16 protein-coding genes are annotated in these 14345 nt (G+C 71.2%); 10 read left to right on the forward strand and 6 right to left on the reverse strand.

What is annotated here, in order from left to right:
* The first annotated feature begins 48 nt into the window (after positions 1-48).
* Positions 49-1272 carry an oxygenase MpaB family protein gene (locus tag NYZ95_RS06175; RefSeq protein ID WP_262849799.1) on the forward strand — a complete coding sequence of 408 codons (1224 nt, stop codon included), beginning with the start codon at positions 49-51 and terminating at the stop codon, positions 1270-1272.
* An 8-nt stretch (positions 1273-1280) separates the two neighbouring features.
* Here the strand turns inward: NYZ95_RS06175 and lhgD are convergent, their stop codons facing one another.
* Positions 1281-2507: an L-2-hydroxyglutarate dehydrogenase gene (gene lhgD, locus NYZ95_RS06180; protein WP_262849801.1), complete on the reverse strand. Its 1227-nt coding sequence runs from the start codon at positions 2505-2507 to the stop codon at positions 1281-1283.
* Positions 2508-2572: 65 nt separating this feature from the next.
* Here lhgD and NYZ95_RS06185 point away from each other — a divergent pair, with 65 nt between their 5' ends.
* Together NYZ95_RS06185 and mug are read left to right on the forward strand one after the other, a co-directional pair.
* A complete protein-coding gene (locus NYZ95_RS06185) occupies positions 2573-3316 on the forward strand; it encodes a maleate cis-trans isomerase family protein (RefSeq protein ID WP_262849803.1) in 744 nt (247 codons plus the stop codon).
* Positions 3317-3320: 4 nt separating this feature from the next.
* On the forward strand, positions 3321-3914 hold the full coding sequence (gene mug / locus NYZ95_RS06190) for a G/U mismatch-specific DNA glycosylase (protein ID WP_262849805.1): 594 nt from the start codon (positions 3321-3323) through the stop codon (positions 3912-3914).
* Between the two features lie 7 nt (positions 3915-3921).
* Here mug and NYZ95_RS06195 read toward each other — a convergent pair whose 3' ends face one another.
* Complete coding sequence (locus NYZ95_RS06195) at positions 3922-4683, reverse strand: N-acetyltransferase (RefSeq protein WP_262849807.1); 762 nt, start codon at positions 4681-4683, stop codon at positions 3922-3924.
* Positions 4684-4782: 99 nt separating this feature from the next.
* Here NYZ95_RS06195 and NYZ95_RS06200 point away from each other — a divergent pair, with 99 nt between their 5' ends.
* The 3 genes from NYZ95_RS06200 to NYZ95_RS06210 all read left to right on the forward strand — a co-directional run bounded on the left by NYZ95_RS06200 (position 4783) and on the right by NYZ95_RS06210 (position 8342).
* On the forward strand, positions 4783-5718 hold the full coding sequence (locus tag NYZ95_RS06200) for an endonuclease/exonuclease/phosphatase family protein (protein ID WP_262849809.1): 936 nt from the start codon (positions 4783-4785) through the stop codon (positions 5716-5718).
* A 73-nt stretch (positions 5719-5791) separates the two neighbouring features.
* Positions 5792-7141, forward strand: a complete 1350-nt coding sequence (gene gdhA / locus NYZ95_RS06205; protein ID WP_262849811.1) for an NADP-specific glutamate dehydrogenase — start codon at positions 5792-5794, stop codon at positions 7139-7141.
* Positions 7142-7217: 76 nt separating this feature from the next.
* Positions 7218-8342, forward strand: coding sequence for an endonuclease/exonuclease/phosphatase family protein (locus tag NYZ95_RS06210; protein WP_262849813.1), 1125 nt, complete (start codon positions 7218-7220; stop codon positions 8340-8342).
* Between the two features lie 27 nt (positions 8343-8369).
* On the opposite strand, the gene NYZ95_RS06215 is transcribed toward NYZ95_RS06210, so the two are convergent.
* Positions 8370-9209, reverse strand: coding sequence for a class I SAM-dependent methyltransferase (locus NYZ95_RS06215; RefSeq protein WP_262849815.1), 840 nt, complete (start codon positions 9207-9209; stop codon positions 8370-8372).
* A 95-nt stretch (positions 9210-9304) separates the two neighbouring features.
* Between NYZ95_RS06215 and NYZ95_RS06220 the strand changes: the two genes are divergently transcribed.
* Complete coding sequence (locus NYZ95_RS06220) at positions 9305-9982, forward strand: winged helix-turn-helix transcriptional regulator (protein ID WP_262849816.1); 678 nt, start codon at positions 9305-9307, stop codon at positions 9980-9982.
* 395 nt (positions 9983-10377) lie between these two features.
* Here NYZ95_RS06220 and NYZ95_RS06225 read toward each other — a convergent pair whose 3' ends face one another.
* Both NYZ95_RS06225 and NYZ95_RS06230 read right to left on the reverse strand, forming a co-directional pair.
* Positions 10378-11433 (reverse strand): YihY/virulence factor BrkB family protein, encoded by a 1056-nt coding sequence (locus tag NYZ95_RS06225; RefSeq protein WP_262849818.1) that lies wholly within the window; start codon positions 11431-11433, stop codon positions 10378-10380.
* Entirely contained in the window at positions 11430-11825 is a 396-nt protein-coding gene (locus NYZ95_RS06230; protein ID WP_262849820.1) for a YtxH domain-containing protein, read from the reverse strand. The genes NYZ95_RS06225 and NYZ95_RS06230 overlap by 4 nt, the downstream gene beginning before the upstream one ends.
* Positions 11826-11974: 149 nt before the next feature.
* Between NYZ95_RS06230 and NYZ95_RS19990 the strand changes: the two genes are divergently transcribed.
* Together NYZ95_RS19990 and NYZ95_RS06240 are read left to right on the forward strand one after the other, a co-directional pair.
* Complete coding sequence (locus NYZ95_RS19990) at positions 11975-12754, forward strand: CatB-related O-acetyltransferase (protein ID WP_279307337.1); 780 nt, start codon at positions 11975-11977, stop codon at positions 12752-12754.
* A gap of 26 nt (positions 12755-12780) precedes the next feature.
* The gene (locus tag NYZ95_RS06240; RefSeq protein ID WP_262849822.1) at positions 12781-13065 is read left to right on the forward strand and encodes a hypothetical protein; all 285 of its coding nucleotides are present in this window, start codon (positions 12781-12783) and stop codon (positions 13063-13065) included.
* 11 nt (positions 13066-13076) lie between these two features.
* Here NYZ95_RS06240 and NYZ95_RS06245 read toward each other — a convergent pair whose 3' ends face one another.
* Positions 13077-13295 (reverse strand): hypothetical protein, encoded by a 219-nt coding sequence (locus NYZ95_RS06245; RefSeq protein ID WP_262849824.1) that lies wholly within the window; start codon positions 13293-13295, stop codon positions 13077-13079.
* A 70-nt stretch (positions 13296-13365) separates the two neighbouring features.
* On the opposite strand from NYZ95_RS06245, the gene NYZ95_RS06250 reads away from it, so the two are divergent.
* Positions 13366-14343, forward strand: coding sequence for an L-lactate dehydrogenase (locus tag NYZ95_RS06250; protein ID WP_262849826.1), 978 nt, complete (start codon positions 13366-13368; stop codon positions 14341-14343).
* Positions 14344-14345: the final 2 nt, after the last annotated feature.

Below are 14345 nucleotides of genomic sequence, written 5' to 3' on the forward strand. Positions count from 1 at the left end.
CGAAGACGCGACTGGTATGCGAGCAATTACTCGCGTCACGATGAGGACATGACGACGACGGAGACACCGGCCCCCGCGCGCCCCGCGTTCCCGACGCGCTACCGCGAGGCGGAGGAGCGCAGCGCCCGCATCGCCCGCCCGCTGAAGCTCGTCGGCGGGGTCCGCCGGGTCGACGAGGAGCTGATGGCGCGCCTCGGCGCCGGATTCTGGCAGTGCGACGAGCTCGGCGACCGGCTCGCCGAGGCGATGCGAATGCGAGCAGGAGAGCCGGGCCGGGTCTCGATGCGCGACTTCGCGACGCGGCTCGCCGGCCCTGGGACGGTCGTCGACCCCGCACCTGCGCTCGAGGAGTTCTTCGCCGCGGTCGAGGCCACGCCCGACTGGGTCGACCACGACCTCATCGCCGAAGGCGGTCGCGTCGCCCGCCGTCTCGGGCGCAACGCCGCCGACGTCCTCCTCCAGCTCTCGCTGATCGGCGGCTACCGGTTCGGCGGTCCGACCGACCTCCTCGTCGCGACCGGCGGGCTCACGGGCGACATGACCCGACGCCGCATCGCCGAGACCCAGAAGTGGTCGGTCGCCATCATGCAGCCCGGCGCACTCCACCCGTACGCCGAGGGCTGGCGGCTGACCGTCCACGTCCGCGCGATGCACGCGCTGGTCAACCACACATTCGCGCAGACGTGGGACGTCGAGCGCTGGGGCCTCCCGATCAACCAGACCGACCAGGCCGCCACCCTCGGCCTCTTCGATGGCGTGCTGCTCCTCGGCTCACGTGCCCTCGGCGTCCCGATCACGCGCGACGACTCCCGCGCGGTGATGCACCTGTGGAAGTACGTCGGCTGGCTCATGGGAGTCGACGACCAGTGGCTCGTGGACACCGAGCGCGACCGGCACCGGCTCAACTACCACGTCGTCCGCGCGCAGGCAGACATCAGTGACGCCGGTCCGGAGCTGGCCCAGTCGATCATCGAGACGGTCGGCGCGCTGCCGTACGGGTGGTACCGCCGGGAGCGGACCTTGTCCATGCTGACCGCGTTCCTCGGGGTGCGGAGCATGCGCGAGCTGGGGCTCCCCGTCCGCGTGCCGTGGGCGACCGCCGGCGCGATCGCGGCGAACACGGTCCGCTACCGCGTGCTGCACCGGGGCGAGGCGGGCAAGCGTCGGCTGGAGCGGTGGGGTGACCGGGTCGCCCGGCGTGTGCTGCGCGACTACTACGGCGACGCGCAGCAGCAGGTCGGCGACCTCGAGACGCCCACCCGCGGCCGCTGAGCGAACCGTCACCGACGGGGCGCGTCCAGCCCCATCCGGTCCACCACGTGCTCGGCGATGGCGAGGCTCGACGTCGCCGCGGGCGAGGGCGCGTTGCGGATCGCGGTGACCCCGTCGCGCTGCTCGATCACGAAGTCGTCGACGAGCGACCCGTCGCGGCCGACGGCCTGTGCGCGCAGCCCGAGACCCGCGCGTGTCACGTCGGCGGGACCGATCGCGGGCACGTAGCGCTGGGCGGACCGCATGTACGCCCGGGTGGACAGCACCCCCCGGATCTCGTCGAGCCCCGTACGCCAGTGCGCGCCGGCGAACCGCCAGAAGCCCGGCCAGCCGAGCGTGTCCGCGACGTCGCGGACCGAGAACGAGCCGCGGCCGTACCGTTGCCGGCTCAGCGCGAGGAACGCGTTCGGGCCCACCTCCAGGCCGCCACCGACGCGCCGGGTGAAGTGCACCCCGAGGAACGGGTAGCGCGGGTCGGGGACCGGGTAGATCATCCCGCGCACGAGATCCTGCTTGGCGGCGACCACCGACATGTACTCACCCCGGAACGGCACGATCCGCGGGGCCTGGTCGCCTCCGGCGAGCCGGGCGACCCGGTCGCTCTCCAGCCCGGCGCACAGCACGAGCCGGTCGACCTCGTACGGGTGTCCGCCCGCGGCGCCGGTCTGCGCTGTCGAGACGACGAGGCGACCTGCCCGTGCCCGAAGAGCGGTCACCGGCGTCGAGAGGTGGACGGTCCCCCCTGCCTTCTCGACGTCCTCCCCGAGCGCCCGCGCGATCGCGACGTAGTCGGTGATCCCCGTGTGCGGGGAGTGCAGGGCGACGACGCCCGCCGCGTACGGCTCGACGTCGGCGATCCCCGAACCGTCCAGCCGGCGCAGACCCGGCACCCCGTTCTCGCGGGCGGTCCGCTCGAGCGCGTCGAAGCGCGCCCGCTCCGCGTCGTCGACGGCCACGACGAGCTTGCCGCACCGCTCGTACGGGAGGCTCCGCTCGGCGCAGTACTCCTCGAGCAGGTGACGTCCACGTGTGCACAGCTGCGCTTTCAGGCTGCCGGGGGCGTAGTAGATCCCGGCGTGCACGACGCCGGAGTTGTGACCGGTCTGGTGCGCCCCGAGGCGGTCCTCCTTCTCGAAGACCACCACCTGGTCGTCGGGGAAGCGGCGCGCCACCTCCCGTCCGACGGCCAGTCCGATGATGCCTCCTCCGACGATGCCGATCGTGCGGTTCGTCAACGGATCGCGCTCCCTTCCTCCGTCTCGCGTCCCCGCCCTCAACCTAGGCGGTAGTCTCGGGCGCCGTGACGAACGTCGTAGGACCACGCGCCGTCTTCGGCGTCATCGTGCCCAGCACCAACACCGTCGTCGAGCACGACTACTGGCGCGCGGGGGTCGAGGGTGTGGCCTTCCGTGCCGGGTCGATGCACATCGCCGACCCGTCGATGGCCGGCAACGCGGGGTTCGAGGCGCTGCTGGTGCAGATCCGGGCCTCCATCGACACCGCCGTACGCGACGTGCTGACCGCCGAGCCCGACCGGCTCGTCATGGGGATGTCCGCCGAGACGTTCTGGGGCGGCGTCGAGGGCAACGCCGCGTTCGAGCGGCGCCTGCGTGAGGCGACGGGGCTCCCCGTGACGACCGGCGCGAGCGCGTGCCGTGCCGCGCTCGAGGAGCTCGGCGTCCGTCGCCTCGCGGTGTTCTCCCCGTACCAGCCGGTCGCCGACGTCGAGGTCGGCCGGTTCTTCACCGAGGCCGGCTTCGACGTGGCGGCGATCACCGGCCTGCGCTGCGCGACGGCGACCGACATCGCCCGCGTGGACGAGCCCCGGCTGCGCGAGGTGGTGGCCGAGCTGGACGGCCCGGACGTCGAGGCGGTCGTCCAGGTCGGGACGAACCTCTCCTTCGTGGGCCTGTCCCAGACGCTGGAGGCCGAGCTGGGCAAGCCGGTCGTGGCGATCAACGCGGCGACGTTGTGGCACGCGCTGCGCCAGCACGGCATCGACGACCGCGTCGACGGCTCCGGGTCGCTCCTGCGCGAGCACTGACGCGATGGGTGCACCGAGGGACCGCCCTCCCCCACGCCCGACTCCGGAGCAGGTCGCCGCGGCCGAGGGCCGGACGATCCCCGACTGGGTGCGCCCCGGTCTGCGGGTGCTGTTCTGCGGGCTCAACCCAGGGCTGTACTCAGGGGCGACCGGCCTGCACTTCGCCCGGCCCGGCAACCGCTTCTGGCCCGCTCTGCACCTGTCGGGCTTCACCGAGCGCCGCCTCGAGCCGTGGGAGCGCGAGGCGCTCCTGGACCACGGCCTGGGCATCACGAACCTCGTCGCCCGGACGACCGCCCGCGCGGCAGAGCTGACCCGCGACGAGTTCGTGGCGGGCGGGCAGGCGCTGGACACGCTGGCGCACCGCGTACGCCCGGCGTGGGTCGCCGTGCTCGGCATCACCGGCTACCGCGCGGCGTTCGACGAGCCGCGCGCGGTGATCGGTCCGCAGGAGCGGCAGGTCGGAGGCGCCGGCCTCTGGGTCCTGCCGAACCCGAGCGGGCTCAACGCCCACTTCACGCTGCCGCGCCTCGCCGAGGAGTTCGCGAGGCTCCGTCAGCAGGTCGAGCAGGACGAGGCGGACGCGCGCGGCCGCTGACGTCCGCTCATCCGGCGCGGTGCCGGACCCAGACGTTCGCCTCCACGTAGACGGCGTGATCCTGCGCCACGTCGCAGTGCACGGGTGCGAGCGCCCCGGGGACCTCGACGGGCCCGGTGGTGTCGAACGGCAGCCCCGTCCACCCGCGCCACTCCTCGAGGCTCCCGGAGACCACCATCGAGCGGGGGGCGACACCCTCGATGACACCGCCGGCGCGCACGTGGGTCCGCAACCAGGGGTCCTCGGGAAGGCCGTCGGCGCGCACCCGCCGCGCGTACTCCTCCATCGGCACGTCCGGGAAGGCGTGCTTGCCGCTGGGCCGCACGGGCGCGACGAGGGTGTCGAACCCAAGCCGAGCGGTGTTGGCCCGCATCTCGGCGAGCATCACGGCCGACAGCCCGCGTCCGCGCAGGTCCGGCTGCACGCAGATCTCCAGGGCAGAGACCATCGTCGGCGTCGTCCCCAGCGTCCGGTCGAGCGAGGCCCGCTGGATCATGCGGTCCCACCCGCCGGCGGGCAGCGGGTCTTCGCCCCAGGCCAGCGGGACGCTGAACGCGCACGCCAGGGCCCGGTCCGGCCTCTCCGGGTCCAGCGCGAGGAGCGCGAACTCGGGGTACGCCTCCTCGACCACCGCGTAGTACAGCGCGCCCATCGGGTCCCAGCGCATGAACTCCGGCCAGGCGCCGTCGAATCCGTCGAGCAGGGGCGCGAGCTCGGGGCGCGACGCCAGGGTCACGACCTCGACGGCCTGGTCAGCGTGCACGGTCATGGCCGCAGGGTACGGGTCCGGTGCCGGGCGAGCCAGCGACTTATGGAGCCCCAGGGCCTGCGTTTGCGGACCCGCCGGACCGGGTATCGCATGGAGGACATGGCATCTCTCGCCCGGACCGGGCCCGCTCTCGTCGCCCTGACCACCGTGGCGGCCGTCTTCACCGCCGTCCCGCCCTCCTCCGGTACGGCGGCCGCCGCCGCGGGCCGTACGACCGTGCGGATGGGGTCGTTCAACATCCACAAGGACGACAAGGTGCTCCCCTGGACCGCGAAGCGACGCGCCCGCGTGGCCTCGCAGATCCTCAGCAACGGCTTCGACGTGCTCGCGCTGCAGGAGGCGAACGGCAACACGATCTTCCCGTCGCTCTACCGGAGGGTGAAGCACCGCTACGCCGCCAACGCCCGCTGCGCCAAGGTCAAGGGCACCCGCGTCCGCGACGCCCGTACGCGGATCCTCTACGACCGCACGCGGTTCACGGGGTCGCGGACGATCTCCGGGCGCATCCTCCTGGACCGCTCGTACGCCAAGAGCGCCGACTTCGCGTGCTACCAGCTGCTGACCGAGAAGGCGACCGGCGCGAAGTTCCTCGTCACGTCGGCGCACCTCGTCAACGGGCCCGGCGCGGCCAAGGACCGCAAGCGCTACCGCCAGACCCAGAACCTCATCGCCGACACCCTCGCCGTACGACGGGCCCACGGCGCCTCCTGGCCGATCATCTGGGCAGGGGACTTCAACTCCTCTGCGTCGCGCAAGTACACCTTCGACGGCCCGCGCCGGGCGATGCGTCAGGGGATCGGCGCCAGGGACGCGTTCGCGGTGGCGCGTACCCGCAAGCACGGCAGCTACAACAGCGCCAACCAGCTGCGTCGGCGCCCGTGGCGCACCAGCCACCACGTCGACCACGTGTACGTCTCCCCCGGCATCGGGGTCAGCCGGTTCACGGTGGTCGTCCGCCTCAAGGGCAAGCTCTACCGGACCCCCTTCACCTCCGACCACAACCCGATCCGCGCAACCCTGCAGATCCCCTTCTGACGTAGGCGCTGGCAGGGGCTCACCAGGGCCGGGCTAGCCTCGTTGGGGGTTGAAACTACAGGAGGTGCCGGGCGTGTCGAGCGTCGACGAGAAGTTGCAGGGTGTCTACGACGAGGTCCTGCGTCGCAACCAGGGCGAGGCCGAGTTCCACCAGGCGGTCCGCGAGGTGCTGGTGAGCCTGGGGCCCGTCGTCGCCAAGCGACCCGAGTACGTGGACGCCGCGATCATCCGACGCATCTGCGAGCCCGAGCGCCAGATCATCTTCCGCGTGCCGTGGGTCGACGACTCCGGACGCGTCCAGATCAACCGTGGTTTCCGCGTCGAGTTCAACTCCGCCCTCGGCCCGTTCAAGGGCGGGCTGCGTTTCCACCCCAGCGTCTACCTGGGGATCGTGAAGTTCCTCGGCTTCGAGCAGGTTTTCAAGAACGCCCTCACCGGCATGCCGATCGGCGGCGGCAAGGGCGGGTCCGACTTCGACCCCAAGGGCCGCAGCGACGCCGAGGTCATGCGCTTCTGCCAGTCGTTCATGACCGAGCTCTACCGCCACATCGGCGAGTACCGCGACGTCCCCGCGGGCGACATCGGCGTGGGCGGCCGCGAGATCGGCTACCTCTTCGGCCAGTACAAGCGGATCACCAACCAGTACGAGTCCGGGGTCCTGACCGGCAAGGGCCTCACCTGGGGCGGCTCGCAGGTGCGCAAGGAAGCCACCGGCTACGGCACGGTCTTCTTCGTCTCGGAGATGCTCAAGGCCGCCGGCGACTCCTTCGACGGCAAGCGCGTCGTGGTCTCCGGCTCCGGCAACGTGGCGACGTACGCCATCGAGAAGGTCCACGAGCTCGGCGGCACGGTCGTCGCCTGCTCGGACTCCAGCGGCTACGTCGTCGACGACGACGGCATCGACGTCGCGCTCCTCAAGGAGGTCAAGGAGGTGCGCCGCGGCCGTATCTCCGAGTACGCCGAGCTGCACGGCAACGGCGTGCGGTTCGTCGAGTCCGGCTCGATCTGGGACGTCGCCTGCGACATCGCCCTCCCCTCGGCGACCCAGAACGAGCTCAACGGTGCCGACGCGGTCGCGCTGGTGAAGAACGGCTGCACGATCGTGGCCGAGGGCGCCAACATGCCCGCGACGCCCGAGGCCATCGCCGTCTTCGAGGAGTCCGGGGTGCGCTTCGCGCCCGGCAAGGCCGCCAACGCCGGCGGCGTCGCGACGAGCGCGCTCGAGATGCAGCAGAACGCCTCGCGCGACTCGTGGACGTTCGAGCACACCGAGGAGCGCCTGGCGGAGATCATGCGCGGCATCCACGACCGGTGCGCCGAGACAGCCGAAGAGTTCGGCACACCGGGCAACTACGTCGCGGGCGCCAACATCGCGGGCTTCGTACGGGTCGCCGACGCGATGCTCTCCCTCGGCGTGATCTGACACAGGAAGTCTCTAACGCCGCAATCCGGTCATTGTGACCCTCCCTCCGACGCACACTGACGTCGGGGGGATCACCATGAGGCTGGCTTCGTTCAACGTCGAGAACCTGTTCGCCCGTCCGAAGGCGATGGCCGAGGGCGAGGGCGACAGCGCGACCCGCAAGAAGGTGCTCGCGGCGCACGCACGGCTGTCCACGCTGCTCGACCGACACAGCTACGCGGGCGCCGAGGACGACATCCTCGCCCTGCTGGACACCCTCGGTGTCCTGCGTGCGGACGAGGGACCGTACGTGCGCCTGCGCAAGGTGCGTGGCCAGCTCGTCCGCCGCCCACGGACCGGTCCGGTCACGCTCGTGGCCGAAGGGCGGGCTGACTGGGTCGGGTGGATCGAGCTCAAGACCGTCGCCGTCAACGCCCGCGCCACCGAGAACACCGCGCGCGTCCTCCACGAGCTCGGCGCCGACGTCGTCACCGTCGTCGAGGCCGACGACCGGCCTGGGCTGCAGATGTTCTCGGAGGCGCTGCTCCCTGCGGTCGGCGGCACCACGTACGACCAGGTGATGGTCATCGAGGGCAACGACGCACGCGGGATCGACGTGGGGCTCATGGCGCAGGGCGACTACCGGCTGGTGCAGATGCGCACCCACATCTTCGATACCGACCCGCAGGGCACGGTGTTCTCGCGCGACTGCTGCGAGTACCACGTCGAGACCCCGCTCGGCACCCGCCTGGTGGTCCTCGCGAACCACTTCAAGTCCAAGGGGTACTCCTCCCCCGGCGACCCGACCGGCGCCAAGCGCCGCGAACGGCAGGCGAGCCGGGTCGCGCGCATCGTCCGCTCGCTGCGCAACGAGGGCTTCGACCACGTCGCGGTCACCGGCGACCTCAACGACGACCCGCAGAGCGCCGCGCTGGCCCCGCTGCTCGACCTCGACGGTCTCACCGACATCAGCGCCCACCCCGACTTCGACTGGAACCACCGGCGGGGTACGTACGGGTCAGGGAACGAGAAGGACAAGATCGACTACATCCTGCTCTCCGACCCGTTGTTCGCGAAGGTGACCGCCGGGGGCGTCTTCCGCAAGGGCGTGTGGCGCGGCGCGCGGACGAAGGACCCCTGGGAGATCTTCCCGACGCTCACCGCGAAGGTCGAGGAGGCCTCCGACCACGCCGCGCTGTGGGCCGACCTCACCGGGGTGTGACCCCGGCGACGGTCGGCCCGGCGCAGGTCACACCCTGTGCGCGGTGAACAGCAGGTACTCCCAGAGCATCGCCCCGTCGCGGACACCGGAGCGCTCGGCGAGCGCCGCGAGCTCCGCGTCGAGCGCGGCCACCTTCTCCGGGTCGTCGGCGATCGCCTTGTAGACCGCGATCGTCGGCCCGTACGTCGCCTTGAAGAAGTCCCGGAACTCCTCCCCGTCGGCGAACCGGTCGACCGCGAGCGTCTGCACCGTCGCCTGGACGTCCTCGACGCGGTCGCCGAAGAGCGTACGGACGTGGTCGGCGTCGCCCCACAACGGCGGAGGCTGCGCCCCCGGCGGAGGCGGCGGGGCGTACGGCTTCATCGTGGCGAACATCTGCCCGATGAAACCCTGCGGCGTCCAGCTCAGCAGCCCGATCGTGCCGCCCGGCCTGCACGCCCGGACGATCTCGTCGGCCGTCTCCTGGTGATGGGGCGCGAACATCGCCCCGACGCACGACATCACCACGTCGTACGACGCGTCGTCGACGCCCAGGTGCTCGACGTCGTCCTCACGCCACCCGAGTGCGAGCCCTTCACGGTCCGCCTCCTGGCGGCCGGCGTCCAGGAGCTCAGGCGTGAGATCGCTCGCCGTGACCGTCGCACCGGCCCGTGCCGCCGGGAGCGCGGCGTTGCCGGACCCGGCACCCACGTCGAGGACGGTCGTACCGGGACCGATGCCGCAGGCGTCCACGAGGACGGGCCCGAGGCTCGCGATCACCTCCGTCGCCACCGCCGGGTAGTCCCCCATCGCCCACATCGCGCGGTGCTTCGCCTTGAGCGCGACGTCCTCGGGCGCGACCGGTGCTGCTGTCTTCTCGCTCGTCATGAGACGTTTCCCCCTTCGTTGTGCATGGGGTCGACGCTACGGACGGCCGGACAACGGGCCTAGTACGAGATCTGTACCGGTCGTACGCTGCACGGATGGGGGCCTCGTACCGCCAATTCTGTCCCGTCGCGAAGGCCATGGAGCTGCTCGACGAGCGCTGGACCCTGCTTCTGGTCCGCGAGCTCGTCACGGGCAGCCAGCGCTTCAACGACCTGCGCCGCGGTCTTCCCCGCATGTCGCCGTCGCTGCTCTCCAAGCGGCTGCACCAGCTCGTCGCTGCGGGGATCGTCGACAAGCAGGTCGAGGGCAACGACGTCCGGTACGTCCTCACCCCTGCCGGCGCCGAGCTGCGCCAGGTCGTGGAGTCGGTGGGGACGTGGGGCGTCCGCTGGATCGGCACGCTCGGCGACGAGGACCTCGATCCCAAGCTCCTGATGTGGGACATGCACCGCAACGTCGACCTCAGCGCCGTCGACGACCCGCCCGAGGTGGTGCACTTCGTCTTCGACGACGTCCGCGGACGTTCTCGGCGGTGGTGGATCGTGATCGAGCCCGACGAGACCGACGTGTGCGACATCGACCCCGAACGCCCGGTGTCGGTGACCGTCACCTCGGGGCTCCGGGACCTGACGCGCGTCTGGCGCGGGGACACTACCTGGGAGCGCGCCGTACGCAGCGGCGCCCTTCGCATCGAGGGCCCCACGACCCTCCGGCGCGCGGTGCCGGCGTGGTTCCCGCCGACCGGTCTCGCCAGCGTCGTCCGCCCCGCCTGAGCGGTCTCGATACGCCCTCGCCCACCCAGAGATGGCTGGTCGAGTAGCGGGCGAGGCGCTAGCCGAGCCCGCGTATCGAGACCCACCACCAGGTCTCGATACGCCCTCGCCCAGCGGCTCGGACTACTCGACCAGCGGGACCTGGCTGGTCGAGTAGCGGGCGAGGCGCTAGCCGAGCCCACGTATCGAGACCCACCAGGTCTCGATACGCCCTCGCCCAGCGGCTCGGACTACTCGACCAGCGGAACCTGGCTGGTCGAGTAGCGGGCGAGGCGCTAGCCGAGCCCACGTATCGAGACCCACCACCAGGTCTCGATACGCCCTCGCCCAGCGGCTCGGACTACTCGACCACCCAGAAGGTTGCCGGCTCGGACTACTCGACCACCCAGAGGGGGCTACTCCGGCTCGGAGGCTGACTTCCCTCGGCTCTCTCGGAGTCGACGCCCTCGGGCGACGTCCTCCTCGTGCTTGGCCGCGGCCTTGTCACTCTTCTTCGTGTCGCGCGGCGGGAGCTGGATCGTCTCCTCGGCCGCGATCCCGCCCTGCAGCTGGCGACCGCGCTCCAGCTCGGCGTCGAGCTCGGCGCCGAAGAGGAGGGCCAGATTGGTGATCCACAGCCACAGCAGGAAGACGACAACGCCCGCCAGCGACCCGTACGTCCGGTTGTAGTTGGAGAAGTTCGCCACGTAGAAGCCGAAAGCGACCGAGGCGATGATCCAGACGACGATGGCGACGACGGCACCGACGCTGAGCCACCGGAACTTCGGCTGGCGGACGTTCGGCGTCGCGTAGTAGAGGATCGCGATCACGAGGATCACGGCGAACAGCATCACGGGCCACTTGGCGATGTTCCAGACGGTGACCGCCGTCTCCCCCAGCCCGACGGCGTCGCCGACGGCCTGGGCAGCGGGTCCGGTCAGGACGAGCGCCAGCGCGACCAGCGCGCACAGCACCACGGTGATCAGCGTGACGAGGAGCATGACGGGGCGCAGCTTCCAGATCGGCCTGCCCTCGTCGATCTCGTACACGCGGTTCATCGCCCGGCCGAAGGCCCCCACGTACCCCGACGCCGACCACAGCGCCACCGCCAGGCCCAGCACGAACGCCAGACCGGCGCCGCTCCCCTCGCTCAGCTGGACGAGGGTCGGCTCCACGGTGTCGGCCGCCGAGTTCGCCCCGACGTCACGCAGGACACCGAGCAGGGTGTCGACGGTCTCGCGGCCCTGCCCGAAGAGTCCGACCAGCGAGAGCAGCGCGATCATCATCGGGAACAGCGCGAGGACCGAGTAGTACGTCAGCGCGGCGGCGAGGTCGAGGCACTCGTCCTCGGAGAACTCGCGCAGCGCCTTGCGCACCACGTACGTCCACGACGGCTTCGTGATGTCGGTCGGCGACTCGGGCTTGCTCGGGTCGTCGGGGTGCGGAGGGTGCTCCGGCCGGGCTCCGGTCATCCGGCCTGGCCCGTGGTCGACCGACTGCCCGAAGGGCTCGTAGAGCCGGTCGAGGACGTCGACGGACTCGTCGAGCTCGCGGAGCCGGTCGAGGGCGTCGAGCTGGTCGAGGACGTCGAGGACGTCGGGGACGCGGCGTGCTCGCCGCCGTCGTCCTTGCGGTGAGTCACCTTGCCGACGGTGTCCTTCGCGGTCTGGGTGACCTTCTCCTGGACCTCAGGAGCCTTCTCCTTGGCGAAGTCCTGGGCGTCGCTCACCTTCTGCTGGACCGTGGGGTCGTTCCACATGCTCCGGGCCCTGCCCTTGATCTGCTCGAAGCGCTCCCTGCCGTCGCGCGTCCCGAGGACGTAACCCACGGCGAGACCTCCGAGGAGAGCCAGCTTTCCCTTCATCACGTTCCCTTTCGTCAGGTGTGCGTTCCCCTGTCGGGTACCCGATCGACCGGACTTCAACCCATGCACGGGGACGGGGGTAGGAGGGGAGCCGCGGAGTCCCTAGGCTGGGCGACAAGCCGACGTCATCCAGCCCCCAGGAGAATCCGTTGCGCCTGCCGTTCCGTCAGCGACCCGAAGATGCCCCGTCTCCCGAGCCCGTCACCGACCACCCCACGCCCGAGGATCCGCAGGACGAACCCGACGCCACCGAGCCCGTCGGCGTCGACGGCCTCGACCGGCTTCCGAAGGTCTCCGTGGCCAACCTCACGTGCGAGCCACCGGTGCAGATCGCGGGACGGGTCCGTGTGCTCCACCCGGTGACGGTCGGCGCGTACACCTACCTCACGTCAGGCCTGATCAAGACGACCGGTTCGATCGGGCGCTACTGCTCGATCGGCCCCGACGTCGCGATCGGCCACCCCGAGCACCCGATCGAGTGGCTCAGCACCTCGCCGTTCCAGTACAACCCGCAGCGGTTCGGGTGGCACCCGACCGCTCAGGAGTTCCCCGCGGCCGAGACCCGCGCCGCCGGCGGCAACGAGTGGCGAGGCGGACCGTTCGCGATCGGCAACGACGTCTGGATCGGCGTCAACGTGACGATCCTGCGCGGCGTCACCATCGGTGACGGCGCCATCGTCGCCGCGGGCGCGGTCGTCACCAAGGACGTCGCGCCGTACACGATCGTGGGTGGGGTCCCGGCACGGCCGATCCGTCAGCGCTTCGACGACGCCACGGTCGAGCGTCTGCTCGCGTCGCGGTGGTGGGAGTTCAGCCCCAACCAGCTGAGCGGCGTCCCGGTCACCGACGTGCACGCGTCGCTGGACGCCCTCGAGGAGCTGCGCGCGTCCGGGGTGTCGGCGTACGAGTCCGAGCCGGTTCACCTCTGAACGAGGGTTTCGTAGGATCGGGGGCTGTGACCTCCGAGACCGCTCACCGTCCCGCCGTGCCTCGGCGGACGTGGCTCGGCGTGACCTTCGCCATGATCGCGGTGGTCTCGTTCGTCGCCTGCGCGACCGCGGTGGCCGCGAGCGACTGGCTGGCGGCGGGCCGCCGCGCCGCGTTCGGCGCCTTCTTCGTGCTCTACACGGTGGGCCACTTCCGGTGGCCGCACACGCGCTGGCCGAAGCACGGCGAGCGCGCCGCGGCGACGCTCGTGGTCGGCTACCTGTGCTGTGTCGCTCTCGCGATGATCGACTGAGCGACGCAGCCTTACGGAACCGGTTTGGTCTGGCCCGCGTACTCGGCGGGCAGGGCGTCTCCCTGCTCGGTCGGGATCGTCTCGGACTCCGGGTCCACGAGGTACCACGCCTCCGGTCCCGCACCTGCCCCACCGAGGATCAGCACGTAGCCGTCCGCGTCGGGCTCCACGTCGTTCCACACCTGGTTGGCGTACTCCAAGGGGCCGCCGAACGTCACCACCATCGCCATGCGACGACCGTAGTACCGCCGGACGATTCGCGCGCTGCGGAGCACGTCAGCCGATGACAGACTCGTCAGCATGGCCGAGCAGTCGCGGGGGACCAAGATCGCGGTCTGCGGAGCGGGGTCCGTCGGCAGCACCGTCGCGTACGCCGCGGTCCTGCGCGGTCTGGCCGACGAGATCGTCCTGTACGACATCGCGACCGGGCTCGTCGCGGCCCAGGCAGGCGACCTCAACGACGGCGCCGCCTTCGCCCCACCGACCACGATCGTCGGCAGCGACGACCCGGCGGCGTGCGCCGGTGCCGACATCGTCGTCATGACCGCGGGCGCGCGCCAGAAGCCCGGCCAGACGCGGCTCGACCTCGCCGAGGTCAACGTCGGCATCACCCGCAGCGTCCTCGGCGCCGTGCGCGAGCACGCCCCGGACGCCCTCTACGTCATCGTCACCAACCCGTGCGACGTCCTCACCTACGCGGCCATCGGGTTGCTCGATCTGCCGCCAGGTCGTGTGTTCGGGTCCGGGACGGTCCTCGACACGGCACGGCTGCGCTACCTGCTGTCCCGTCGGCTGCACGTCTCAACCCGCAGCGTTCACGCCGTGGTCGCCGGCGAGCACGGCGACAGCGAGATCGTGCTGTGGTCGTCGGCGAACGTGGGCGGCGTGCCGCTGGGGTCGTACGACGTCGAGGGTCGGGCGATCACGGCGTCGTCGTACGACGAGATCCGCGACACCGTCGCCAAGTCGGCGTACTCGGTGATCGAGGGCAAGGGCGCCACCAACTACGCGATCGGCCTCGCGATGGCCGACATCATGGCGGCAGTGCTGAGGGACGAGCACCGCTTCCTGCCGGTCTCCACGCTGCTGACGGGCCAGTACGGGATCAGCGACGTCTGCCTGTCCGCTCCGTGCGTCGTGGGCGCGGACGGCGCAGCGGGCCCTGCCGTGCTGCCGCTCGACGAGACCGACCTTGCCGGACTGCGCGCTTCCGCAGAGGCGTTGCGTGCTCAGAACCGCGCCCTCGGACTCCCGTCGCTCGTCTCCTCGACCGGCTGAGC

Source organism: Mumia quercus, from assembly GCF_025506335.1.
GTDB classification, from domain to species: Bacteria; Actinomycetota; Actinomycetes; order Propionibacteriales; family Nocardioidaceae; genus Mumia; species Mumia quercus.

What these genes read in the sequence shown, in the direction of transcription:
- NYZ95_RS06175 (WP_262849799.1), top strand. Translation starts at nt 49, where the DNA reads ATGACGACGACGGAGACACCGGCCCCCGCGCGCCCCGCGTTCCCGACG.
- mug (WP_262849805.1), top strand. Translation starts at nt 3,321, where the DNA reads ATGGGTGCACCGAGGGACCGCCCTCCCCCACGCCCGACTCCGGAGCAG.
- NYZ95_RS06195 (WP_262849807.1), bottom strand. Translation starts at nt 4,683, where the DNA reads ATGACCGTGCACGCTGACCAGGCCGTCGAGGTCGTGACCCTGGCGTCG.
- NYZ95_RS06200 (WP_262849809.1), top strand. Translation starts at nt 4,783, where the DNA reads ATGGCATCTCTCGCCCGGACCGGGCCCGCTCTCGTCGCCCTGACCACC.
- NYZ95_RS06210 (WP_262849813.1), top strand. Translation starts at nt 7,218, where the DNA reads ATGAGGCTGGCTTCGTTCAACGTCGAGAACCTGTTCGCCCGTCCGAAG.
- NYZ95_RS06215 (WP_262849815.1), bottom strand. Translation starts at nt 9,209, where the DNA reads ATGACGAGCGAGAAGACAGCAGCACCGGTCGCGCCCGAGGACGTCGCG.
- NYZ95_RS06220 (WP_262849816.1), top strand. Translation starts at nt 9,305, where the DNA reads ATGGGGGCCTCGTACCGCCAATTCTGTCCCGTCGCGAAGGCCATGGAG.
- NYZ95_RS06225 (WP_262849818.1), bottom strand. Translation starts at nt 11,433, where the DNA reads ATGACCGGAGCCCGGCCGGAGCACCCTCCGCACCCCGACGACCCGAGC.
- NYZ95_RS06230 (WP_262849820.1), bottom strand. Translation starts at nt 11,825, where the DNA reads ATGAAGGGAAAGCTGGCTCTCCTCGGAGGTCTCGCCGTGGGTTACGTC.
- NYZ95_RS06245 (WP_262849824.1), bottom strand. Translation starts at nt 13,295, where the DNA reads ATGGCGATGGTGGTGACGTTCGGCGGCCCCTTGGAGTACGCCAACCAG.
- NYZ95_RS06250 (WP_262849826.1), top strand. Translation starts at nt 13,366, where the DNA reads ATGGCCGAGCAGTCGCGGGGGACCAAGATCGCGGTCTGCGGAGCGGGG.